This is a genomic window from Leclercia barmai (genome assembly GCF_049312895.1).
GTDB lineage: Bacteria > Pseudomonadota > Gammaproteobacteria > Enterobacterales > Enterobacteriaceae > Enterobacter > Enterobacter barmai.
Genome location: NZ_JBMNWZ010000003.1, coordinates 468739 through 492914 on the forward strand (window position 1 = coordinate 468739; position 24176 = coordinate 492914).

General features: G+C 56.9%; 20 protein-coding genes and 2 tRNA genes. 5 read left to right on the top strand and 17 right to left on the bottom strand.

Features of this window, described 5'->3' with window-relative positions; translation table 11 throughout:
- A complete protein-coding gene (gene yjfN / locus ACOYA6_RS14890; RefSeq protein WP_039028450.1) occupies positions 1-288 on the top strand; it encodes a DUF1471 family protease activator YjfN in 288 nt (95 codons plus the stop codon).
- Between the two features lie 172 nt (positions 289-460).
- Positions 461-2386 carry a methyl-accepting chemotaxis protein gene (locus ACOYA6_RS14895; protein ID WP_422654928.1) on the top strand — a complete coding sequence of 642 codons (1926 nt, stop codon included), beginning with the start codon at positions 461-463 and terminating at the stop codon, positions 2384-2386.
- A 3-nt stretch (positions 2387-2389) separates the two neighbouring features.
- Here ACOYA6_RS14895 and ACOYA6_RS14900 read toward each other — a convergent pair whose 3' ends face one another.
- Entirely contained in the window at positions 2390-4012 is a 1623-nt protein-coding gene (locus tag ACOYA6_RS14900) for an isovaleryl-CoA dehydrogenase (RefSeq protein WP_422654929.1), read from the bottom strand.
- A 160-nt stretch (positions 4013-4172) separates the two neighbouring features.
- On the opposite strand from ACOYA6_RS14900, the gene ACOYA6_RS14905 reads away from it, so the two are divergent.
- Entirely contained in the window at positions 4173-5462 is a 1290-nt protein-coding gene (locus tag ACOYA6_RS14905; RefSeq protein WP_341932567.1) for an MFS transporter, read from the top strand.
- Between the two features lie 116 nt (positions 5463-5578).
- On the opposite strand, the gene rlmB is transcribed toward ACOYA6_RS14905, so the two are convergent.
- From rlmB to ACOYA6_RS14925, 4 genes are all read right to left on the bottom strand, one after another.
- Positions 5579-6310, bottom strand: a complete 732-nt coding sequence (gene rlmB / locus ACOYA6_RS14910) for a 23S rRNA (guanosine(2251)-2'-O)-methyltransferase RlmB (RefSeq protein ID WP_039028446.1) — start codon at positions 6308-6310, stop codon at positions 5579-5581.
- Positions 6311-6374: 64 nt separating this feature from the next.
- Positions 6375-8816, bottom strand: a complete 2442-nt coding sequence (gene rnr, locus ACOYA6_RS14915) for a ribonuclease R (protein WP_039028445.1) — start codon at positions 8814-8816, stop codon at positions 6375-6377.
- Between the two features lie 38 nt (positions 8817-8854).
- A complete protein-coding gene (gene nsrR / locus ACOYA6_RS14920) occupies positions 8855-9280 on the bottom strand; it encodes a nitric oxide-sensing transcriptional repressor NsrR (RefSeq protein WP_039028444.1) in 426 nt (141 codons plus the stop codon).
- Between the two features lie 191 nt (positions 9281-9471).
- On the bottom strand, positions 9472-10770 hold the full coding sequence (locus ACOYA6_RS14925; protein ID WP_422654930.1) for an adenylosuccinate synthase: 1299 nt from the start codon (positions 10768-10770) through the stop codon (positions 9472-9474).
- A 367-nt stretch (positions 10771-11137) separates the two neighbouring features.
- Here ACOYA6_RS14925 and ACOYA6_RS14930 point away from each other — a divergent pair, with 367 nt between their 5' ends.
- Positions 11138-11428, top strand: coding sequence for a hypothetical protein (locus ACOYA6_RS14930; RefSeq protein ID WP_138370086.1), 291 nt, complete (start codon positions 11138-11140; stop codon positions 11426-11428).
- Positions 11429-11497: 69 nt separating this feature from the next.
- On the opposite strand, the gene hflC is transcribed toward ACOYA6_RS14930, so the two are convergent.
- The 9 genes from hflC to nnr form a co-directional block, all read right to left on the bottom strand.
- On the bottom strand, positions 11498-12499 hold the full coding sequence (hflC, locus tag ACOYA6_RS14935; protein WP_039028443.1) for a protease modulator HflC: 1002 nt from the start codon (positions 12497-12499) through the stop codon (positions 11498-11500).
- 2 nt (positions 12500-12501) lie between these two features.
- Positions 12502-13758, bottom strand: a complete 1257-nt coding sequence (gene hflK, locus ACOYA6_RS14940; protein WP_039028442.1) for an FtsH protease activity modulator HflK — start codon at positions 13756-13758, stop codon at positions 12502-12504.
- Between the two features lie 101 nt (positions 13759-13859).
- Positions 13860-15140 (bottom strand): ribosome rescue GTPase HflX, encoded by a 1281-nt coding sequence (gene hflX / locus ACOYA6_RS14945; protein ID WP_039028441.1) that lies wholly within the window; start codon positions 15138-15140, stop codon positions 13860-13862.
- A 77-nt stretch (positions 15141-15217) separates the two neighbouring features.
- Positions 15218-15526: an RNA chaperone Hfq gene (hfq, locus tag ACOYA6_RS14950; protein WP_032616179.1), complete on the bottom strand. Its 309-nt coding sequence runs from the start codon at positions 15524-15526 to the stop codon at positions 15218-15220.
- 85 nt (positions 15527-15611) lie between these two features.
- Positions 15612-16562, bottom strand: coding sequence for a tRNA (adenosine(37)-N6)-dimethylallyltransferase MiaA (gene miaA / locus ACOYA6_RS14955; protein WP_138370085.1), 951 nt, complete (start codon positions 16560-16562; stop codon positions 15612-15614).
- Entirely contained in the window at positions 16555-18402 is a 1848-nt protein-coding gene (mutL, locus tag ACOYA6_RS14960) for a DNA mismatch repair endonuclease MutL (protein ID WP_039028439.1), read from the bottom strand. Before mutL ends, miaA begins: the two co-directional genes overlap by 8 nt.
- Positions 18403-18411: 9 nt before the next feature.
- Positions 18412-19743 carry an N-acetylmuramoyl-L-alanine amidase AmiB gene (gene amiB / locus ACOYA6_RS14965; RefSeq protein ID WP_039028438.1) on the bottom strand — a complete coding sequence of 444 codons (1332 nt, stop codon included), beginning with the start codon at positions 19741-19743 and terminating at the stop codon, positions 18412-18414.
- A 16-nt stretch (positions 19744-19759) separates the two neighbouring features.
- A complete protein-coding gene (gene tsaE, locus ACOYA6_RS14970) occupies positions 19760-20221 on the bottom strand; it encodes a tRNA (adenosine(37)-N6)-threonylcarbamoyltransferase complex ATPase subunit type 1 TsaE (protein WP_039028437.1) in 462 nt (153 codons plus the stop codon).
- Positions 20214-21740, bottom strand: a complete 1527-nt coding sequence (gene nnr, locus ACOYA6_RS14975; protein WP_422654931.1) for a bifunctional ADP-dependent NAD(P)H-hydrate dehydratase/NAD(P)H-hydrate epimerase — start codon at positions 21738-21740, stop codon at positions 20214-20216. Before nnr ends, tsaE begins: the two co-directional genes overlap by 8 nt.
- Here nnr and queG point away from each other — a divergent pair.
- Complete coding sequence (queG, locus tag ACOYA6_RS14980; RefSeq protein WP_039028435.1) at positions 21739-22878, top strand: tRNA epoxyqueuosine(34) reductase QueG; 1140 nt, start codon at positions 21739-21741, stop codon at positions 22876-22878. The genes nnr and queG overlap by 2 nt on opposite strands.
- A 270-nt stretch (positions 22879-23148) precedes the next feature.
- Here the strand turns inward: queG and ACOYA6_RS14985 are convergent.
- The 3 genes from ACOYA6_RS14985 to orn all read right to left on the bottom strand — a co-directional run bounded on the left by ACOYA6_RS14985 (position 23149) and on the right by orn (position 24113).
- A tRNA-Gly gene (locus ACOYA6_RS14985) sits at positions 23149-23224 on the bottom strand.
- A gap of 78 nt (positions 23225-23302) precedes the next feature.
- Positions 23303-23378, bottom strand: a tRNA-Gly gene (locus ACOYA6_RS14990).
- A 189-nt stretch (positions 23379-23567) separates the two neighbouring features.
- The gene (orn, locus tag ACOYA6_RS14995; protein ID WP_422654932.1) at positions 23568-24113 is read right to left on the bottom strand and encodes an oligoribonuclease; all 546 of its coding nucleotides are present in this window, start codon (positions 24111-24113) and stop codon (positions 23568-23570) included.
- Positions 24114-24176: the final 63 nt, after the last annotated feature.

The window sequence follows — 24176 nt, forward strand, 5'->3', positions numbered from 1 at the left end:
ATGGAGCTAACGATGAAACGATCTCTTGCTTTGACCTCACTGCTGCTCTCAGCGGGTCTGCTGAGTACGGCTGCACAGTCAGCTGAATTTGCCAGCGCGGATTGTGTGACAGGTTTAAATGAAATTGGATTGATCTCCGTGAGTGATATCTCAGGGAGCCCGCAGGACGTAGAGCGCATGATTGCGCTAAAAGCTGATGAGCAGGGTGCCTCCTGGTATCGCATCATTAAAATGCAGGAAGAGAGCCATGTCGATCGCTGGCGGGCACAGGCCATTATCTATGCCTGAAAAGCGCCAATAAAAAGCCACTAAAAAAGAGTGGCTTTTTAATATTTACAATTTTATTATCCTTGCCGTTACTGCCCAGAGACATCTTTGTAACATTTTGTTACATAAACCAAATAAATGTTATCCCCGCTCTGCCGTTGAAAAGCGATACCTTTTTAACAATGAGCAATTTATGATCAATTTTTTTCGCCGTGCAGGTCTGGGCACTAAGCTGTCGCTGCTTACCGGCTTGAGCGTTGCCACGCTCTTTCTGCTTTTCACTTTTCTCCTGAGCTACAACACCAGTCAAAAACTCGAATCGCTGGCCATTGAAGACCTGCATAATCAATCCACCGGCGTGGTGGATATGGTGCAGATGTTCAATACCAGCCTCACCGAAGAGGTGGAGAGCTATACCCGCCTGTTCACCACCTTCTTGCCGCAGCCGCTGAACCTTGATGCCAGCCAGACCCGCGCGATTAACGGTCAGAACGTTCCTCTGCTGAAGGGCGGCGATACGGAACTCCACGAGAACAACGCCACGCCGGATGATTTTCTGAGTCGCACCGGGGCCATCTCGACGCTGTTTGTTCGCAGCGGCGACGATTTTGTCCGCGTGGCGACCTCGCTGCGTAAAGAGAACGGCGACCGGGCTATCGGCACCGTTCTCGATCGTGCCAGCCCGGCCTGGGCGGTGGTCAACACAGGCGAGGTCTATCGCGGCCTCGCCCTGCTGTTCGGCAAACGCTATATCACCCAGTATCAGCCGGTAAAAGACGCGGGCGGGCAAGTGATCGCCATTATATTCGTCGGGGTCGACATCACCCACTCATGGAACGTCATGCGCGAGAAGATCCTCAGCCGCCGTCTGGGCGAAAGCGGTCACTTTTTTGTGCTGGACCGCAGCAATGGCAAAAATCACGGCCAGTATCTGTTTCATAGCGCCGAAGAGGGGCAACTGCCGAAGTGGGATAACGCCGTTCAGCAACAGCTGCTGGGGGATCGCTCCGGTACCCTGGAGCGCAAGAGCGCTGATGGCCGCACCCTGATTATGGCCTGGACGCCGCTGCCGGGCTGGAACTGGACGATAGTGGGAGAAGTGGATAAAAGCGTACTGCTGGCCGACGTGACCCGCCTGCGCGATCGCTTCCTGCTGGCAGGTGTGGCGCTGTCGGTGCTCTTTGCCATGCTGTTCGTGTTTATTATCCGCCGCTGGCTGTCACGCCCGCTGCGCGATGTCATTGGTCTGGCGGAACAGTATGCCGCAGGCGATCTGCGCGCCACCCTGCCTGCCACCCGTCAGGATGAGGTGGGCCAGCTGATCAACGCCATCAACGGCATTGGCGGCGGCCTGCAAAAAATCGTGCTGCAGGTGCGGGAAGCCGCGGGGGATATTCATCTGGGAACCAACGCCCTGGCGGTGGATACCGGCGAGATCTCCGAGCAGATCAACAAGCAGGCCAGCAGCGTGGAGGAGACTTCTGCCAGTATGGAGCAGCTGGCGGCCACCGTGCAGCAGAACGCGGCCAATATGGAGCAGACCCAGCAGTTAGTAGGCGAAACCTCACGGGCGGTGCATCAGGGCGGGGAGACCGTCAGCAATGCTGTCTCCACCATGGATGATATTCGCGAGGCATCGAAACGTATCGAAGCCATCACGCGGGTGATTGAGAGCATTGCCTTCCAGACCAATATTCTGGCGCTGAACGCCGCCGTAGAAGCGGCCCGGGCAGGTGAGCACGGTAAAGGCTTCGCCGTGGTCGCCCAGGAAGTTCGCGCCCTGGCGGCACGCAGCGCCAACGCGGTGAAGGAGATTGAACAGCTGATTGGCGATACGCTCAGTAAGGTAAGCGAGGGCCACGCCCTGTCGGAGCAGACCCGCCAGGCGATGGAGAGCATCATCGAGCACATCGACAACATCAACCAGCTGGTCACGGAGATTAACCACGCCTCCCGCGAGCAGTCGGCAGGTATCGGCCAGGTGAATCTGGCGATGACGCACATCGGCGAAGCGTCGCACATCAACGCCGATCGCGTCTCGCGCAGCGAACAGACGGCGCAAACCCTGCGGGAGAAGGGTTCGCACCTCACCAACCTGGTCAGTCTGTTCCGCCTGTAACACTCAGGCCACGCCGCCCGTGGCGCGCAGCAGCAGGTCGTCCTGTACCTGCTCGCTGAGCAGGGATCTGCCCCGGGCGTCGAGCATTTCTCGGCACCAGGCCTGTGCCAGCGGTGGGGAAGCATGGCGCAGCATCTGCGCACCCGCGCCCAGCAGGTAAATCTGCCGGGCGATCTCCCTGCCCTGCGCCTCCTGCGGTTTGCGCAGTTTCTGCTGGAGCTGCCGCCAGCTGCGATCGAAATGGCGATCCTGGCCTTTGACCTCGGCAAAATCCGCCGCGAGCAGATCGAGCACGCCTGGCTGCTTCGCCAGCACCCGCAGCACGTCCAGTCCCATAATATTGCCCGAGCCTTCCCAGATGCTGTTGACCGGCATCTCGCGGTACAGGCGCGGCAGCTCGCTCTCTTCGCAATAGCCGATCCCCCCCAGCACCTCCATCGCTTCCGCAACGAACGGGATGCCCGCTTTACAGATCGCCAGCTTCGCGGCCGGGGTAAACAGCCGCGCCCACAGCGCCTCGTGCTCGTTATCCCGGCGATCCCAGGCCCGCGCCAGGCGGAACAGAAACGCCGTCTGGCCTTCCAGTTGTAGCGCCATGCGGCTTAACACGTCGCGCATCAGCGGCTGATCGATCAGGTTTTTACCAAAGGTCTGTCGCTGGTGGGCGTGGTACAGCGCCACCGAGAAGGCCCGGCGCATCAGGCCGTGGCTGCCGAGGGCGCAGTCGAAACGGGTGAGGCCGCCCATCTTCAGGATCTGGCGCACCCCTTCCCCCTCTTCCCCCAGCAGCCAGCCGGTGGCGTCGAGAAACTCGGCTTCGCTGCTGGCGTTCGAGCGGTTCCCCAGCTTGTCTTTCAGACGCTCCAGATGCACGGCATTGCGCAGGCCGTCGGGCAGAAAACGGGGAACGAAGAAGCACGACAGGCCGCCTTTGGCCTGGGCCAGCACCAGGTGCGCATCGCTTTGCGGCACCGAGAAAAACCACTTATGCCCCACCAGCCGGTAGCTACCGTCGCTGCAGCGCTCTGCCCGGGTGGTGTTGCTCAGGACATCCGACCCGCCCTGCTTCTCCGTCATCCCCATCCCGATTAACAGGCCGCGCTTCTGGTTGCCCGGCGCGAGATGCGAGTCGTAGCGGTCGCTCAGCAACGGCGTCAGCCAGTCGTGAAACGCCCGCGGTAGGGCCTGCTGCAACAGCGGCGTGGCGGCATGGGTCATGGTGATCGGGCAGAGCGTGCCGGCTTCCACCTGGGCATGCAGAATAAAACGTGCCGCCCGGGCCACGAAGGCCCCTTTTCGCGCCTCCTCTTCCCACGCCAGGTTATGTACCCGGTTGGCGCAGAGCCCCTGCATCAGCAGGTGCCAGGCGGGGTGAAAGCGCACATCGTCCAGCCGGGTTCCGCTGGCATCATAGCGCAGCAGTTCGGGCGGATTGACGTTAGCCAGGCGGCCAAGCTCCAGAGATTCTGCCGTCCCCAGCTGTTGGCCGATGCTGGCGAGCAGGTCAGCGTCCCAGTCGGCACCTTCACGATTGACCGCTTCACACAGGGCACGATCGGAAAGAAAAAGGTTGCTGTTGGTGAGTGGCGCAGGCTGATTAAAAACAGTGTGTGTCTGCCAGTGCATAGTGTATCCCTCCATCTGTGGCAACGGAGTAAGTATGGACAGACCGGGCCACATTACCGCCACTCTCAAGCGTGAACATGGTCACACAATGAGCGAATAATAAATTTCTTATGGGATATTATGGTGAATAATTTATTCTCGACTCATGGAGAGAATAACAATGCACAACACACAACGGGCGCCGGATGCCCACAAACGCGCTTTGATTGCTGGCTCCATCGGCAACTTCATAGAATGGTACGAATTTGCGGTGTACGGTTTTCTGGCCACCGTGATTGCGAAAAACTTCTTTCAGCTCAGCGGTGAAGCGGGGCTGACCAGCCTGATCCTCACCTACGCTTCGTTCGCCATCGCCTTTTTCTTCCGCCCGCTGGGTGCCATCGTATTTGGCCGGATTGGCGATCGTATAGGACGCAAGCCCACGCTGATTATCGTGCTGGTGATGATGACGCTGGCAACGGCGGCAATCGGCCTCGTGCCGGTGTATGCCAGCATCGGCATTGCCGCACCGCTGATAATCACCGGCCTGCGGATCCTGCAGGGGCTTTTCGCTGGCGGCGAATACGGCGGGGCGGTGTCGCTGATGACCGAGTTCGCCCCGCGCGGTAAACGCGGGCTGTATGGTGCCTGGCAGTCCTTTACCGTTGCGCTGGGCCTGCTCGCCGGAGCGGGCATCGTGGCGCTGCTCTCTGCGCTGCTGACGCCAGAAGCTCTGCACGACTGGGGCTGGCGCATTCCGTTCTTTATCGCCCTGCCGCTGGGGGCGGTGGCCCTGTGGCTGCGGGTGAGCATGGAAGAGACGCCGAGCTTCGTGAAGCAGCAAACCAAACCGGTGGCCGTAAAGGCGCGCACCCGCGACACGCTGAAGGCCATTGTCATGGGCATCGGCCGGGTGATGGTGTGGTCCGCCGCGGGCTATACCTATCTGGTGATCATGCCCGCCTATCTGCAATCAGCCCTGCATACCGGTTTTAACCAGGCGCTGCTGATTGCGGTGATCTCGAATATCGGCTTTGCGCTGACCATTATCCCGTCGGGCATGCTCAGCGACCGCATCGGACGCCGGACGGTGATGGTGATTGCCGCCGCGCTGCTGCTGATCCTCGCCCTGCCGCTGCTGAAAATTCTGCAGGCGGAGTCCAGCACGCTGGCGGTGAAAGCGATAGTGGTGCTCATTGCCGGTGGTCTGGTGGGGATGCTGGCAGGACCAGGACCGGCCATGCTGTCAGAGATGTTCCCGACGCGGGTGCGCTATACCGGGCTGGGGCTGGCCTATTCCCTGTCGAACGCTATTTTCTCGGGCTGTGCGGGGTTAATCATTACCGGGCTGATTAAAGAGACGGGGAACCTGGATATTCCGGCGTATTACGTAATGGCGACGGCGGTGGTAAGTATTTTTGCGCTGATGACGCTGAAGAAGGATGACCATTTGCGGTCGCTGGAGGAGTGACAGTGCCGGGTGGCGCTGCGCTTACCCGGCCTATGGGACCGTGCATATTGTTGTGCCAGGTCTATGTTTTGTAGGCCGGGTAAGGCGTAGCCGCCACCCGGCAAAACCACAAAGCCTTACCCGCGCTGGCGCACCGCTTCAAACAGGCAGATGCCGGTTGCTACGGAGACGTTCAGGGACGAGACGCTGCCCGCCATCGGAATGCTGATCAGCTCGTCGCAGTGCTCGCGCGTCAGGCGGCGCATGCCTTCCCCTTCAGCACCCATCACCAGCGCCAGACGGCCGGTCATTTTGCTCTGGAACAGGGTATGGTCCGCTTCACCCGCGGTGCCGACAATCCAGATGTTCTCTTCCTGCAGCTGACGCATGGTGCGCGCCAGGTTGGTCACGCGGATCAGCGGCACGTTCTCCGCCGCGCCGCAGGCCACTTTCTTGGCCGTCGCGTTGAGCTGCGCGGAGCGGTCTTTCGGCACGATCACCGCATGGACGCCCGCCGCATCGGCGCTACGCAGGCAGGCACCGAGGTTGTGCGGATCGGTCACGCCGTCGAGGATCAGGAAGAACGGGTTATCCAGCGCGGCAATGAGATCCGGCAGATCGTTCTCCTGATACTGGCGGCCCGGCTTCACGCGGGCGATGATCCCCTGGTGTACCGCGCCTTCGCTTTTCTCATCCAGATACTGACGGTTCGCCAGCTGGATCACCACGCCCTGCGCTTCCAGCGCGTGGATCAGCGGCATCAGGCGTTTGTCTTCACGCCCTTTCAGAATAAACACTTCCTGAAAACGCTCCGGTGCGCGCTCCAGCAGGGCCTGCACCGCGTGGATGCCGTAAATCATTTCACTCATTGATGGTTCTCATTAATTACTGTTCACCTCTCCCTGCCGGGAGAGGATCATGGTCAGGGGAGAATTACTCCGCCACTTTTTTCTTCGCTGCCCGCTTCGCTTTGGTCGCGGCAGCTATTTTCTGGGTCTTTGCCGACGGTTTTTTCGCCGCTCTGGCCTCTTTCTTCGCGGCCTTCGGCTTCTGTTTTTTCTCGCCGCGGAACGCACTATCCGGCTCGAAGTTTACTCGCTTACCGGCCTGACGGCGTTTACCGCTGGTTTTGCCGGCGGCCCCTTTCTTCGCTTTCTCGCGCTCGGTTTTACCCACGTTGCGCGGCGCACGTTCGCTGGAGATCAGGCTAAAGTCGATTTTACGCTCGTCCATGTTGACGGCTTCAACCTTCACTTCAACGCGATCGCCCAGGCGATACGTTTGACCGCCAGATTCGCCAATGAGGCGCTGACCGACCTGGTCAAACCGGTAGTAGTCGTTGTCCAGGGATGAAACATGAACCAGGCCATCAATAAACAGTTCATCAAGGCGGACAAAGAAGCCAAAGCCGGTGACGCTGGCAATCACGCCTTTAAACACGTTTCCAACCTGATCCAACATGAAGTCACACTTCAGCCAGTCAGCAACGTCGCGCGTCGCTTCATCAGCACGGCGTTCGGTCATTGAACAGTGCTGGCCCAGTTGCAGCATCTCTTCCATGGAGTAGTGGTAACCACCGGTCTCCGTGGTGTTGCCCTTATGCCCCTGCTCATGCGCCAGCAGATACTTAATGGCACGGTGCAGGGAGAGATCCGGATAGCGACGGATAGGCGAGGTGAAGTGCGCATACGACTGCAGCGCCAGACCAAAGTGACCGCGGTTTTCAGGATCGTAAATCGCCTGCTTCATAGAGCGCAGCAGCATGGTTTGCAGCATTTCTGCGTCAGGACGATCGGCGATAGATTCCAGCAGCTCGGCGTAATCGCGCGGCTCCGGCTTATTGCCGCCGGGCAGCTCAAGGCCCAGCTCCGCCAGTACGGTGCGGAAGGAGGTGATTGCCTCGGTGGTCGGTTTATCGTGAATACGGAACAGCGCAGGCTCTTTGGCTTTCTCAACAAAGCGTGCCGCAGAGATGTTCGCCAGGATCATGCACTCTTCAATCAGCTTGTGAGCATCGTTACGCTGGGTCTGTTCGATACGCTCAATACGACGCTCGGCGTTAAAGATGAACTTCGCCTCTTCACTCTCAAATGAGATACCGCCGCGCTCTTCACGTGCCTGATCCAGCACCTTATAGAGGTTGTGCAACTCCTCGATGTGCTTCACCAGCGGAGCATACTGCTCACGCAGATCCTGGTCACCCTGCAGCATATGCCACACTTTGGTGTAGGTCAGACGCGCATGTGAACTCATCACCGCTTCATAGAATTTGTAACCGGTTAAACGCCCTTTGTTGGAGATGGTCATTTCACAAACCATGCACAGACGGTCAACCTGCGGGTTGAGCGAGCACAGACCGTTAGAGAGCACTTCCGGCAGCATCGGCACTACCTGCGACGGGAAGTAAACCGAGGTGCCGCGGTTACGCGCTTCACCGTCCAGCGGCGTACCGGTACGGACGTAGTAGCTCACATCGGCAATGGCTACCCACAGACGCCAGCCGCCACCGCGTTTTTTCTCGCAGTACACGGCGTCATCAAAGTCGCGGGCGTCTTCGCCATCAATGGTAACCAGCGGCAGGCTGCGCAGATCCACGCGGCCCGCTTTTGCCGACTCCGGCACCTGCTCTTTCAGGCCTTCAACCTGCTCTTCAACCGCTTTTGGCCAGACGTGTGGGATTTCATGGGTGCGAAGCGCCATATCCACGGCCATGCCGGTACCCATGTTATCGCCCAGCACCTCGACAATCTTACCGATCGCTTTGGTACGGCGGGTTGGACGCTGGGTCAGCTCAACGACCACCACAAAGCCCATTCGCGCGCCCATCACCTCTTCAGGTGGAATAAGGATGTCAAAGCTCAGGCGGCTGTCGTCCGGTACCACAAAACCTACACCGGCATCGGTGAAGTAGCGGCCCACAATCTGGCTGGTTTTTGGCACCAGCACGCGCACGACGCGCGCTTCACGACGGCCTTTGCGGTCTGCACCCAGCGGCTGGGCCAGGATCTGGTCGCCGTGAATGCACATCTTCATCTGTTCAGAGGAGAGGTACAGGTCGTCCTTGCGGCCTTCGACGCGCAGGAAACCGAAACCATCACGGTGGCCAATCACCATGCCTTTCAGCAGATCGAGACGTTCTGGCAGGGCATAGCACTGGCGGCGGGTAAAGACGAGTTGTCCATCGCGCTCCATGGCGCGCAGACGACGGCGAAGGGCTTCGATTTGCTCTTCGCCTTCAATGTTTAATTCAACGGCAAGTTCTTCACGGTTGGCAGGCTTTTCGCGTTTTGTGAGGTGTTCAATGATGAACTCGCGGCTGGGGATAGGGTTCGCGTATTTTTCAGCTTCGCGTTCCTGGAAAGGATCTTGTGACATATCGGTTCCTCCGTTGTCATCTCCGGTGGACGTTTTCTTCATTCCACCAGCAATAATTTATACAGCGGTTGATTCTCTTCAACCAAATCGGCCAGCGTGTAGTTATCCAGCTCCATGAGAAAACTTTGCACGGCCTTAGAAAGCGCCTGTTTCAGTCGACAGGCGGGGGTAATGTGGCAGAACGCGCTGCTGCAGTTCACCAGAGACAATGGCTCCAGTTCGCGCACCACATCACCAACACGAATACTCTGTGCCGGTTTACCCAGGCGGATGCCGCCATTTTTCCCGCGGACGGCAGCAACGTATCCGGCACGGCTAAGTTGATTGATTATTTTGACCATATGATTACGGGACACACCGTACACCTCTGTCACCTCAGAGATACTGGTCATTTTCCCATCGGGTAACGACGCCATGTAGATCAGCGCGCGTAATCCGTAATCGGTGAAACTTGTTAACTGCACATCAACCTCAGGAAAGGGTAAAACGCGGGAGTTCCGCAGAGATATTCATTAATGATGATAAACCAGCCAGATAGTCAACGGCGAATTTATTTGACAGACGGGGCGAAAAAGCGGGGATCCAGAAGCGGTCGCCGGATGGCGCTACGCTTATCCGGCCTACGGGTCACCCCGCAGGCCAGTATTCACGAAGATTATGCGTCGAACGGGTCGCGCAGGATCATCGTTTCAGAACGATCCGGGCCGGTAGAGATAATATCAATCGGCACACTGGTCAGTTCTTCAATACGCTGGATGTAGTCCAGCGCCGCCTGCGGCAGGCCGCTACGCTCTTTCACGCCAAAGGTGGTCTCAGACCAGCCAGGCATGGTTTCGTAGATTGGCTCAATACCCTGCCAGTCGTCTGCAGCCAGCGGAGTGGTCGTCACTTCGCGGCCATCCGGCATACGGTAGGCAACACAGATTTTCACTTCTTTCAGGCCGTCCAGCACGTCCAGCTTGGTCAGGCAGAAGCCAGACAGGGAGTTGATCTGCACCGCACGGCGCACAGCAACTGCATCCAGCCAGCCGGTACGACGACGACGACCGGTGGTCGCGCCAAACTCGTTACCTTGCTTGCACAGGAACTCGCCGGTTTCATCAAACAGCTCGGTCGGGAATGGACCGGCACCCACGCGAGTGGAGTAAGCTTTGATGATCCCCAGAACGTAATCCACATAACGCGGACCCAGGCCAGAGCCGGTTGCCACGCCACCCGCAGTGGTGTTGGAGGAGGTTACGTAGGGATAGGTACCGTGGTCGATATCCAGCAGCGTACCCTGCGCACCTTCGAACATGACGAAATCGCCACGTTTGCGCGCCTGGTCCAGCAGATCGGACACATCAACAACCATACCGGTCAGGATGTCAGCGATTGCCATGACATCATCCAGCACTTTCTGGTAGTCAACAGCGTCAACTTTGTAGAAATTCACCAGCTGGAAGTTGTGATATTCCATCACTTCTTTCAGTTTTTCAGCAAAGGTGGCTTTGTCGAACAGGTCGCCAACGCGCAGGCCGCGACGGGCAACTTTATCTTCGTAAGCCGGGCCAATACCACGACCGGTTGTACCGATCGCTTTCGCGCCGCGCGCTTTTTCACGCGCCAGATCCAGCGCAACGTGGTAGTCGAGGATCAGCGGACAGGCTTCGGAGAGCAGCAGACGCTCGCGAACCGGGATGCCACGGTCTTCCAGGCCTTTCATCTCTTTCATCAGCGCGGCAGGAGACAGCACAACACCGTTACCGATGATGCTGGTCACATTGTCACGAAGAATACCTGATGGAATAAGATGGAGGACGGTTTTTTCACCGTTGATTACGAGAGTATGGCCAGCGTTATGACCACCCTGATAGCGTACAACAAATTTAGCACGTTCAGTCAGAAGATCGACGATCTTCCCTTTACCTTCGTCACCCCATTGGGTGCCCAGTACGACGACGTTGTTACCCATTTTCAAAATCACCGATTGCTTAAAAATGGATTCTACCATCGGTTTTGATGATGTTCAGCTTTTTTTGTATACAAATTTCGGCGAAATTGGCGGGTTCCTCGCCAGTTAAACGATTACCTCAATATCTTGTGTGACGTGCCGATTTTCATCACAAGCGGTGCGGTAAAAACGGCAGCGGAGCATGTTAAAGTGATATCAACTTTATTTCATCGCTGGATATTACCCCTTCCGGTTACCACTTTATATGATTCTTTATGATGAAGTAAAATTCATAACCCACTGGTATTGCTGAATATTTAAAAGGTTGTCAGGATCCTGTCGCGCTCCATGAGGGGGCGAAATAAACTCATTAATTAGGATGATTAAAATGAAAGAATTAACAATCGTAGAAATGGAATACGTTGGTGGTGCGGGCTGGCTGCAGGATGGACTGGCATCTCTGGGCGGTAAAATTGGTGAAAAAGCGTGGTCAATGAGCTCTGATCAGCTGACAGTTGAGCTGCCGCTGTTTGGTACCATCAATCTTGCCACTGTTGCCCCGGATCTGGGCAAAAACCTGGGTACTTCTGTTGGCAAAACCGTGGGCGGAACCATTGAATCTACCCTGGCAAATCTTCCGGTTGTCGGTAACCTGCTGAATAAATGGCTTGGCAACTGAGTGACACAGTAGCATGCAAAAAAATGGCGCCTCAGAGAGGCGCCATTATCATTTTTTGAAGCCGGGAAATCAGCGAGTGGTTGTCGGTGACTTCATATAGCGGAAGAAATCGCTGTCCGGGCTTAGAACCATCACGTCCTGATTGCTCTTAAAGCTGCTCTCATAAGCACGCAGGCTACGGATAAAGGCGTAGAAGTCCGGATCCTGGCTGAACGCATCGGCGAACAGTTTCGCGGCTTCGGCATCGCCTTCACCACGCTGGATACGACCCTGACGCTCCGCTTCTGCCAGCGTTTTGGTCACTTCATAGTCCGCGGTCGCACGCAGTTTCTCTGCCTCTTCCTGACCTTGTGAACGATGGCGACGCGCTACCGCTTCACGTTCTGCACGCATACGGTTGTAGATCGCTTCAGACACTTCAGTCGGCAGGTTGATCTGCTTGATACGCACGTCAACTACTTCAATACCTAACGCCGCCATACTGTTCGGGTTAATGACCGCGACTTTACCGTTGGTTTCAGCCTGAACGCGCTCCGCCGCTTTGGCGATTGCATCGTCAGCCGCTGGGGTTGTCACTTCATCTTCCGTGCCCGCAGAGCCGGAGTTCAGCGCATCGCGCACTTCCAGGGTCAGACGACCGCGGGAGTCGGTAACGATGTCTTTCACATCCAGACGACCGATTTCCGAACGCAGACGGTCAGAGAACTTACGTTTCAGCAGCACTTCTGCCTGTGAAACATCGCCACCGCCTGTCGCCAAGTAGTAACGGCTGAAGTCGCTGATACGCCATTTGATATAGGAGTCGACGATCAGGTCTTTCTTCTCTTTGGTCACAAAGCGATCGGCCTGGTTATCCATGGTCTGGATACGGGCATCCAGCGTTTTTACCGATTCGATCATTGGGATCTTAAAGTGCAGACCCGGCTCGTAAACCAGCGGTTTGTTTTCGCTGTCACGCAGAACTTTGCCAAAACGCAGGGTAATACCGCGCTCACCCTCTTTTACGACAAAAATAGAGGTATAAAGCACGACCAGCACGATGATGATGATCGCAATAACTGACTTACGCATCGTTATTCCCCCTGACGCTGGTAGTCGTTACGCTGCGCGTTGGCGCGGCGTTGGTCCATGATGTCACCATCGCTTGAAGAAGAGCTGGTGTTCGCGCTGGAGTTACCCGTTGACGCAGGTGGCAGACGCAGCAGGTTATTCGCCCCGCTGTTGTCGTTCTTCGCGCCCGCGGCGTTACCGCCTTTCAGCATCTGATCCAGCGGCAGAACCATCAGGTTGCCATTTTTGCTGTCATTGACCAGCACCTTACGGGTGTGGCTCAGCACTTTCTCCATGGTCTCGATATACAGACGCTCACGGGTAATTTCCGGTGCGGCTTTATATTCAGGCAGCAGCTTCGCAAAACGCGCCACTTCACCCTGTGCTTCGAGGATGGTCTGAGTCTTATAGGCGCGCGCCTCTTCGAGGATACGCTGTGCCTGACCGTTAGCACGCGGCTGTACTTCGTTGATGTACGCTTCCGCTTCACGGATGTACTGCTGTTCGTTTTCACGTGCAGCAATCGCATCATCAAACGCGGCCTTCACCTCTTCCGGCGGACGAGCGGCCTGGAAGTTGACGTCCAGCAGGGTGATACCCATGTTGTACGGACGAATGGTCTCTTCCAGCTCGCGCTGGGTATCGCTACGAATAACGGTACGACCTTCGGTCAGAATGCGATCCATGGTGTATTTGCCGATTACGCCACGCAGGGCGCTGTCGGTAGCCTGACGCAGGCTGTCATCTGCGCTGGTCACGCTGAACAGATAGTGTTGCGGATCGGTTACGCGATACTGCACGTTCATCTCAACGCGCACGACGTTCTCATCGGACGTCAGCATCACGCCAGAAGCCGCCAGTTCACGTACCGATTCAACGTTCACCGCCGTGACGTCATCGATAAAGGTTGGCTTCCAGTTCAGGCCAGGCTCAACCAGATGGCTGAATTTACCAAAACGGGTGACAACACCGCGCTCGGCTTCTTTGATTGTGTAGAATCCGCTGGCTGCCCAGATGATCACCGCTGCTGCTGCAACAATGCCCACCACGCGACCGCCCATATGAGGACGCGGCCCCTGGCCAGTACCACCGCCAGTGCCTTTACCACCGCCAAGTCCGCCCAGCTTTTTACTCAGCTTGCGGAAGATATCATCCAGATCGGGTGGCCCCTGCTCGCGACCACCTTTGTTGCCATTTCCCCCGGAGTTGCCGCCTTGATTATTGCTGCTCCCCCACGGGTCGCGGTCTTGTCCGTTATTACCGGGCTGATTCCACGCCATGTATGTGCTCCATATTTGTTATGCGGTGATATACCCTCAAACGCCTGTGCAGCGATGCGGGTATCCCAAAGGGCAAAATCCTTCAGGCATCTCCTTTCCGGTCAGACGACGTAGTCGACCAGCGCAGGTTCTTGTTTACAGAGGCGACGCCAGTCAACGATTGGCATACGTACCTGCAACCCCACGCTGCCGTCATCCTCCATCCACTCTTTTTCTATCGCCTGAAGCTGATAAAAACGGCTGCGCAGTCGGCCTTCTTCTGGCGGGAGACGCAGCGTGTGCTGAGCCACTTCACCGGAAAGGCGTTCTGTTAAGGCCTGGAAAAGCAGTGGTACACCAACACCGGTCTGAGCAGATAGCCAGACCCGAATCGGTATGTTCTCTTCATTCCTGTCGATACGTGGCTCAAAACCGTCCAGCATATCGATCTTGTTCATTACCAGCAGCGTCGGGATCTCGTGGGCATCAATCTCTTCCAGCACGATATTCACTGCATCAATATTTTCCTGCAGGCGGACATCCGCAGCGTCAATGACGTGTAACAGCAACGTCGCCTGACGGGTCTCCTGCAAAGTCGCTTTAAACGCGGCCACCAGATCGTGCGGCAGATGACGGATAAACCCAACGGTATCCGCCAGCACGGTTTCACCGACGTCCGTCACGTCTATGCGGCGCAGCGTCGGATCCAGGGTCGCAAACAGCTGGTCTGCGGCATATACCTGGGCTTCGGTTATCTGGTTAAACAGGGTGGATTTACCGGCGTTGGTATAACCGACCAGCGACACCGTCGGGATGTCAGCTTTCTGTCGGGAGCGGCGCCCCTGCTCGCGTTGCTTCTCAACTTTTTCCAGTCGTGAGAGGATCTGGGTAATACGGCCACGCAGCAAGCGACGGTCGGTTTCGAGCTGGGTTTCACCCGGGCCGCGCAAACCAATCCCGCCCTTTTGTCGTTCAAGGTGTGTCCAGCCACGCACCAGGCGCGTCGCCAGATGGCGCAGCTGCGCCAGCTCAACCTGCAGTTTCCCTTCATGGGTACGTGCACGTTGGGCAAAAATGTCTAAAATCAAACCCGTCCGATCGATAACCCGGCATTCGCACAGACGTTCCAGGTTGCGTTCCTGGGCCGGTGTCAGAGCGTGATCGAACAGCACGACTGATGCGCCAGTCGCTTTAACGGCATCCGCAATCTCTACTGCTTTACCTTCACCAACAAAATACTTTGGGTGCGGCGCTTTACGGCTACCGGTAATCACCTGCATTGCTTCGACACCGGCGGAAGAGACCAGAGATTCAAACTCCTGGAGATCTTCCATATCTTTGTCTTGCGAAAAATAGATGTGTACCAGCACCGCCTGCTCACCGGCATCGTAACGGTCAAACAAGCGTAAACCCCTCAAAAAAGATCAGCGGGGAACGCAGAAAACCTGGCTCCCCGATATGGAAATAACAGCCAGTAACCTTATTCGGTTTCTTCGCTGTCCTGCGCAGGCGCTGAAGAGCCCTGTGCGTTGCTGCCGTGATGGTAGTTACTGGAGCCGCCGCCAGCGTTATTGCTGTGATGAGATACCGGGCGAGACGGAACAACAGTAGAAATCGCGTGCTTGTAGACCATCTGGCTGACCGTGTTTTTCAACAGGATCACGAACTGATCGAAAGATTCAATCTGACCTTGCAGCTTAATACCATTCACCAAATAAATAGAAACTGGAACACGTTCCCGACGCAGTGCGTTCAAGAACGGATCTTGTAAAGATTGCCCCTTAGCCATTCTATCTTTTCCTTATATGCTTGTTTTGTACTTAGAACCTTGCGATTCTGAAAAATTGCGCACGATACGGCTTAATTGTACACATTCAGTCTGCGATATCACCAACAACCTGTAATACATCGTGTAACGCCTGTTGCGGCTTTTCACTGTCTAACCAGTGAACCCCGTCCCAACCGCGCAACCAGGTTATCTGGCGCTTCGCCAACTGTCTCGTGGCGCAAATACCTCGATAAACCATTTCATCATGTGATATTTCACCTTCAATGTATGACCACATCTGGCGATAACCCACACAACGAATGGAAGGCATGTCCGTATGCAAATCTCCACGGGCAAATAGCGCCCGCACTTCTGCTTCAAAATCTGAAGCCAACATCTGATGAAAACGCTGCTCAATTCGCTGATGGAGCAGTTCACGGCTCGCCGGGGCGATGGCGAACTGATGCACCTGATACGGCAGAGCCTCTCCTGACGTTTGCGTCAGTTCCGTTAAAGTTTTACCCGAAATGAAAAAAACTTCCAGTGCCCGGGAAAGCCTTTGCGGATCATTTGGATGAATACGTGCTGCAGCAACCGGATCGATCTCTGCCAGTTGCTCATGCAGCGCACCCCACCCCTGCTCTGCTGCCTGATGCTCAATCTTTGCTCTTACTGCGGGATCGGCCGAAGGTAACGGTGACAGCCCTTCCAGTAAGGCTTTGAAATACAGCATTGTTCCGCCCACCAGCAGCGGGATACGTCCTGCTGCTGTGATCTCAGCCATATGCGCCAGCGCATCGCGACGAAAATCAGCCGCCGAATAAGCCTGCGCCGGGTCGAGAATGTCCAGTAATCGGTGCGGTGCCGCGCGTAACTCGTCTGCGTTAGGCTTAGCCGTACCAATATCCATCCCCTGATAAATAAGGGCGGAATCAACGCTAATCAACTCTACTGGCAAAACTTTACGTAACTCAATGGCTAACGCAGTTTTGCCCGAGGCCGTTGGCCCCATCAAAAATATCGCCTTTGGCAGGCTGGTATTACTCAAGTCACTCATTTTTCAGGGCGGTCTTTGCCGGTTGTAAATCTATAAGTTGCAACAAACCACCCGGCGGCGCTTTCACCAGATGCGGACAGAGACGTTCGACCTCTGCCAGCACGGTGATAGCCTGCGCCATGCTCCACGTCGGGTGGTCGCTTGCCAGCTGGCGGGCGATCCACTGCGCGGTATTGGCGGCATCAAACGTTGTCTGCTGCGCCAGGTAGCCTATCAGTTCAGGAATCAAGTTTTGTAAATTTTGTTGGCGTAAGGGTAAAGGCACGGCACGAAGCGTGACATGATGCGACTCCTGCACCATTTCAATACCCATTTCAGCAAGGGCAGCCTGATGACGCTGCACAACCTGCGTCTCCTGCGGTGAGATTTTTATCCGCACCGGGATCAGCAACGGCTGTGCACAGGCCTGATGCGGACCAGGCGCCAGCTGCGCCTGTTTCAGCCAGCGTTCCGCGACCGGCAGGGAGAGCAGCGCCAGCTGACCGTCACGCTCCAGCAGCGCCGCATCGGGCGCGACGATGGTCAGCACCCGGCCAAAACTCTGGCTATGGCTCGCCAGCGCTGGCGTCGTGGGGACGACCTCATCCGCTTTTTGCGCCGGAGCCGGAGTGTCGAGCAAGGTGCGATATACCGCTCCCGCCTGCTTCTGGTAGCCCGGCTGGGCATGAGGATAATTCGCGCCAGACGCCCGGGGGGCTGAGCCGCCAGACGAAAAACGCGGGGCGGCAGGTTCCCGCGCCACCGCGGGTTCAGCAAACTGATTTCTGCCCGCCGCAACACGGTTCTCCGGGATCGGACGTGGAGCAGGCACCTCTTCGCTCAACGGCAGGCCCGGCTCGGCCTGCTGCTGCAATACGCTCAGCACGCCCTGATAGATAAAGTCATGTACCAGCCGCGACTGATGAAAACGCACTTCATGTTTCGCCGGATGGACGTTGACGTCCACCTGATGCGGGTCGATCTCCAGATACAGCACAAAAGCGGGCTGCTCGCCGGCGCCCAGTTTATCCTCGCACGCCTGGCGGATCGCATGGTTGATGAGACGGTCACGCATCATGCGGCCGTTCACGTAGCAATACTGGATCTCGGCAAATGCGGAACTGTTCGCTTTCGGATCCGCTACCCAGCCGCGCAGGGTCAGATCGCCATGCTGCCACTCAATGGCCAGCGCCTGTTCCAGGAACGGGGTTCCGCAGATGGCGCCAAGCCGACGCTCTTTCTGCCCGCCCTGCGCCACGGCGCGGTACTGACGCATCACCTTGCCGTTGTGGCTCAAATTGATGGTGACATCGAAGCGCGCCAGGGCGATACGGCGAATGATCTCGTCGATATGGCCGAATTCGGTTTTCTCGGTGCGCATAAACTTGCGCCGGGCGGGAGTGTTATAGAAGAGATCCAGCACTTCCAGCGTTGTACCCACCGGGTGCGCGGCAGGTTTCACCGTCACGTCCATATCCCGCCCTTCGGCGTAAGCCTGCCAGGCTTCCTGCTGTTCAGCGGTGCGGGAGGTGAGCGTCAGGCGGGAGACAGAGCTAATACTGGCCAGCGCTTCGCCGCGAAAACCGAGGCTGATGATGGCTTCAAGGTCGTCGAGGGAGGCAATTTTACTGGTGGCGTGGCGAGCCAGCGCCAGTGCCAGCTCCTCTTTTTTAATACCGCAGCCGTTATCGCGAATTCGAATGAGTTTCGCACCGCCGCGTTCGATATCAATATCGATGCGGGTCGCGCCCGCATCGAGACTGTTTTCCACCAGCTCTTTCACGACCGACGCAGGACGTTCCACCACCTCACCGGCGGCGATTTGGTTCGCAAGCTGCGGCGGCAGAACCTGAATCGGCATGAAATCTCCTTAATGGGTCGAGGACGACTCGCCCGGTAACATGGCGGTCTGCTCCGCGCCACCCTGTGGTGCAGACTGGAGCGGATGCGCATCAAAGTACTTACGCAGGCCCTTGTAAATCGCTTCGGCAATCTGCTGCTGATAGCTGTCGCTGGCCAGCAGGCGCTCTTCACCGTTATTACTGATAAAGCCCGTCTCCACGAGGATGGACGGAATATCCGGCGAGCGCAGCACGCCCAGGCTGGCATGTTCCGGACGGCGCTTATGCAGGGAACCCACGCTTTGCAGCTGGCTCAGGACGTTAGTCGCCACATCATACCCGACGCGCTGGGAATGGCCGAACTGTAAATCCAGCACCGCCTGGCTCAGGTAGGGATCCGACTGGCTGTTCGCCAGTACGTCACCAGCCCCGCCTAACAGCTCGGATTGCTTTTCATGTTCCTCAAGCCAGTTTGCCATTTCGCTGTTAGCACGACGGTTGGAAAGCACCCATACGGATGCCCCCGTCGCGTTGCGGTTGGGAGCGGCATCGGCGTGCACAGAGACGAGGAAATTAGCGTTCTGCTGGCGCGCCACGTCTGAGCGGCCCATGACCGAGATAAAATAATCGCCGTCACGGGTTAACACGCCTTTAAACATCGGGTCGTCGTTCAGCAAGGTCCGCAGCTTACGGGCAATGGCAATGGTCACGTTCTTCTCACGCGTACCACCCGGCCCGATGGCGCCAGGATCATCGCCACCGTGTCCGGCATCAATCGCAATAATGACTTTATCGCCGTTTACCTGACGGCGCGCCTGCGCTGCCGGACGGGTCACCGTGTTGCTGCTGGTGACGCTGGTAATACGATCGCTGCCGGATTTAAACGGATTTCGCGCTGGCTCTGAAGGGCGCGGCGCAACGACAGGCTCCTCCATACGCTTCACCACCACCGGTGGCGGAGGAGGCGGCGGTGGCGCATCGGCATTGATGGTAAAGACCACCATGTAGTTCGCACCGTTCTGCTGCTTCACCGCCCGGGTCTTGCCGTTTTGGGTTAAATCGACCACCAGACGCAGGGACTGCGCGTCTTTTGGCGTACCTGAACGGATGCTTTGCACCAGGTTATTGCCGCTGAACTGGAGCGGCAGCCCTTTGATGACGCCGGTCTGTTTGATATCCAGCGCAACGCTGCGCTTATCGACCTGCGAAAACGCATACTCAGGATCGCCCATAAAGCTGAAGGTGATCCGGGCCTGATTGTCTCCGTTGGAAACCTGAATATCGGACAATGTTGCCGCCCCGGCCTGTGCACAAAACAGCACCGTTGCTGCTATCAACCAACTTTTAACGCGATTAATCATCCCGTTATCTCTTAACTTAACCGGCTAAACGCGCCAGTATCGATTTTCCTGATGCAGAGACAGCAGTCACGCGGGCCTCACGCCCTTGCGCCTGATACTCCAGGTGAATTTCAACGTCGGGTTCAGGCAAGACGCCGGTACCCTGCTGCGGCCACTCCACGAGGCAAATGGCATCGTTGGCGAAGTAGTCACGGATCCCCATAAATTCCAGCTCTTCAGGATCGGCAAGGCGATAGAGATCGAAGTGGTACACCATCAGGTTTTCCAGGGTGTAGGGCTCAACCAGCGTGTAGGTTGGGCTTTTCACATTTCCCTGATGCCCCAGCGCCTGCAAGAAGCCCCGGCTAAAGGTGGTCTTACCCGCACCAAGATCGCCATACAGATAGATGACGGTTGCGCCCTCGCAGGCCTGCGCCACGCGCTGGCCGAGATCTAAAGTTGCCTGTTCGTCGGGTAAAGGGATCACTCGATTAATCATTTTCTACGTCAATTATTCTTGGGTTAACGACACGCCGCAGCGCGTCAAAAAGATCGGTTGCCAGCATGCCGCGCGTGCCGTACTGGTCAGCCAGCCTGTCGGCAGCTGCACCATGCGCGACGCAGCCTGCGCAGGCGGCATCATAAAGCGCCAGTTTCTGTCCGAGCAACGCTCCGATAATACCCGAGAGCACGTCGCCCATTCCGCCGCTCGCCATTCCGGCATTGCCGACATCCACGATGCCTGCCACTCCGCTCTCGCTGGCGACGACGGTACCGGCGCCTTTCAGAACCACAACACCACCGTAATGTTTTACCAGACGCTGGGCAGAATGTAAGCGATCGCTTTCAATTTCTGCAACGCTGCAGTTAAGCAGCCGCGCGGCTTCGCCGGGGTGCGGCGTCAGGATGCGATTGTGACGTTTATCCGGGTTGATTGCCAGAAGGTTCAGCGCGTCAGCGTCCCACAGCATCGCATGCCGGAAATTCCCGACCTTGCGTAATGCCTCTTTCCCCCATGACTCCTGCCCCAGACCAGGTCCAATCACCACCACATCGGCCCAATCCAGGCTGTCGTCCAGCGCCTCTGGCGTCAGTTCATGCACCATAAGTTCAGGCCGGGCGGTGACGATCGGCGCGATATTTTCGCTGCGCGTCAGCACGCGCACCAGCCCCGCCCCCGTACGCAGCGCCGCTTCGCCAGTCATGCGGATAGCGCCCGCAGTGCCGTGGTCGCCGCCGATAATTACCAGCCTGCCGTGATCGCCCTTATGGGATGTGGGACGGCGCGGCGGCAGCCACTGCGCCAGATGCGAGGCATCAAAGCGCGTAATACCCGTCTCCTGCCCGGCGAGCCAGCCCTCCAGTCCCAGAGCGTTATGATGCAACATCCCGACCACATCGCGCGCTTTACCGGTCAGCAGGCCGGGTTTAAGGGCGATAAAGGTCAACGTATGGTCGGCTTGAATGACCGCCCCCGGCGTGGTGCCCGTCTGGGCAACCAGCCCGGAGGGAATATCCAGCGCCACGATGGGCGCTTTATGTTGGTTTGCATGGGTGATTAATCCGGCGACCTCATCGCGAGGTGCGCTGTGTAAACCGGTTCCCAGCAGGCCGTCGACGATCAGGTCGATACCTTCCGGCCAGGGCGTATCCGCGGCATGGATCATTCCCGCCGCGTCCAGCCAGGCTTGCCGCGCGTTGGTTGCCTCTTCCGGAAGGGGTTTGTCGCTTTCCAGCGCCAGCAGCGTGACGGTAATGCCTGCGGCAAGCGCCAGGCGGGCAACCACATAGCCATCGCCGCCGTTATTGCCATGACCGCACAGGATCAGCCAGTGGCGGGACTGCGGGTATGCCGTGCGGGCAACGGTGAAAGCCGCCTCGCCCGCGCGCTGCATCAGTTCGTAAAGGGTTATGCCGAGACTGTCTGCCGCCTCTTTTTCGGCGCGCCGCAGGTCATCCGCGGGCCAGACAGAGTGTGGTATACTTGCAGGGTTTTTCTTCACAGTATGGTCCGTCATGTCACAGCCCCTCGATCTCAATCAGTTAGCGCAAAACATTAAACAGTGGGGCGCTGAGCTTGGTTTTCAACACGTGGGTATCACCGATACCGATCTCTCTGCCAGCGAGCCAAAGCTGCAGGCATGGCTGGATAATCAATACCACGGCGAGATGGAGTGGATGGCGCGCCACGGCATGATGCGCGCCCGCCCGCATGAACTCTTGCCGGGAACCCTGCGCGTGATCAGCGTGCGTATGAACTACCTTCCCACCGGGGCTGCTTTTGCCAGTACGCTGAAAAATCCGTCGCTGGGCTATGTCAGCCGTTATGCCCTGGGGCGTGATTATCATAAACTTTTGCGTAACCGACTCAAAAAGCTTGGGGAAAGGATTCAGGAGCAGTGCGCCACGCTGAATTTTAGACCCTTTGTCGATTCTGCGCCTGTTCTCGAGCGCCCGCTGGCTGAAAAAGCCGGGCTCGGCTGGACAGGTAAGCACTCACTTATCCTCAGCCGCGACGCCGGCTCTTTCTTCTTCCTTGGCGAGTTGCTGGTTGATATCCCTTTACCGGTGGATAAACCGGTCGAAGAAGGCTGCGGCCGCTGCGTGGCCTGTATGACTATCTGCCCCACCGGGGCCATTGTCGAGCCGTATACCGTCGATGCCCGCCGCTGCATCTCGTACCTGACCATTGAACTTGAAGGGGCCATCCCGGAAGAGTTTCGTCCCTTAATCGGCAATCGCATCTACGGCTGCGATGACTGCCAGCTGATCTGCCCGTGGAACCGTTACTCGCAGTTAACGGAAGAGGACGACTTCAGCCCCCGCAAGGCATTGCACGCGCCTCCGCTGATCGAACTGTTCGCCTGGAGCGAAGCCTGGTTCCTGAAAGTGACAGAAGGATCGGCGATTCGCCGTATTGGTCACCTGCGCTGGCTGCGTAATGTCGCCGTTGCGCTGGGAAATGCCCCCTGGGATGAGGCCAATATTCAGGCGCTGGAAAGTCGCCGGGGTGAGCACCCACTTCTCGATGAGCACATAGAGTGGGCGGTTGCGCAGCAAATAGACAAGCGAAACGCCTGTGTGGTGGAGGTGCAATTACCGCAGAAAATCAGGCTGGTACGCGTGATCGAAAAAGGGCTGCCGCGCGATGCATGATGTTTCCACAGGCTGTGAATAAAAATTAAAAGCCAGAAGTACTCTGGGTGCGGCTACAGGTCAAGTGATCGGCTTAACAATTTGAAATGAAATTTTATTTATAATTTTCAAGCAATTATAAAGTTACTATTCATCAGGCGAAGTAATTGAGTAATCGTCAGAAAAAGACAAAGCTGTGGATAAGTCTGTTAAGAAGAGTTTGTCAGAAATGAAACAAATCATCCCTGGCGGGGCTTTCCGCTGTGGATATCTGGAGGAGGAGATAAAATTTGGAGCGGGAAACGAGACTCGAACTCGCGACCCCGACCTTGGCAAGGTCGTGCTCTACCAACTGAGCTATTCCCGCTTAATCTTCGTCTTTCAAGCCGCCTTGTTGCAACTCGAAATCCTGCGATTGGTGGTCTTACTGCGCAGCAAACAGATTTGGAGCGGGAAACGAGACTCGAACTCGCGACCCCGACCTTGGCAAGGTCGTGCTCTACCAACTGAGCTATTCCCGCAAAATCTGTGCTGTCGTAACGATGAATTCTCTGTCGTTACGGGAGGCGCATTATACGAGAAATCTTTCCTCCTGCAACCCCCTCAAAAGCGTTTTTTTATAAATTTAGTTCAAGCGCTGCAATATTCATCACATTGTACAGATTTAGAGCGCAATACCCCGGCAGACGCAGCGCTGCCGGGAAGAGTGCTTATAAATTAATAAAATGTTCGCGGTAGTAAGCCAGTTCCGCCACTGACTCACGGATGTCGTCCATGGCCTGATGGGTGCCCTGCTTCTTAAAGCCGTCGAGGATTTCTGGTTTCCAGCGACGCGCCAGCTCTTTCAGGGTGCTGACATCAAGATAACGGTAATGGAAATAAGCCTCCAGCTCCGGCATGTACTTAAACAGGAAGCGGCGATCCTGGCCGATGCTGTTGCCACAAATCGGCGACTTGCCCTGCGGCACCCACTGCTTCAGAAATTCGATTGTCGCCAGCTCAGCTTCGCGGTCGCCCTGGGTACTGGCTTTCACGCGATCCACCAGCCCGCTGCCGGTGTGGGTGCGCACGTTCCAGTCATCCATCAGCGCCAGCTGTTCGTCAGACTGGTGTACGGCAATGGTTGGCCCTTCTGCCAGGATATTCAGGTTCGCGTCGGTCACCAGCGTGGCGATCTCGATAATGCTATCGCGCTCGGGATCCAGCCCGGTCATCTCCAGATCGATCCAAATCAGATTGTTTTCATCTGCACTCATGTTATTTTCCACCCTTCTCGCATAACCGGCCGTGGCAGGTTAACTAGTATTAATTAGTGTGTA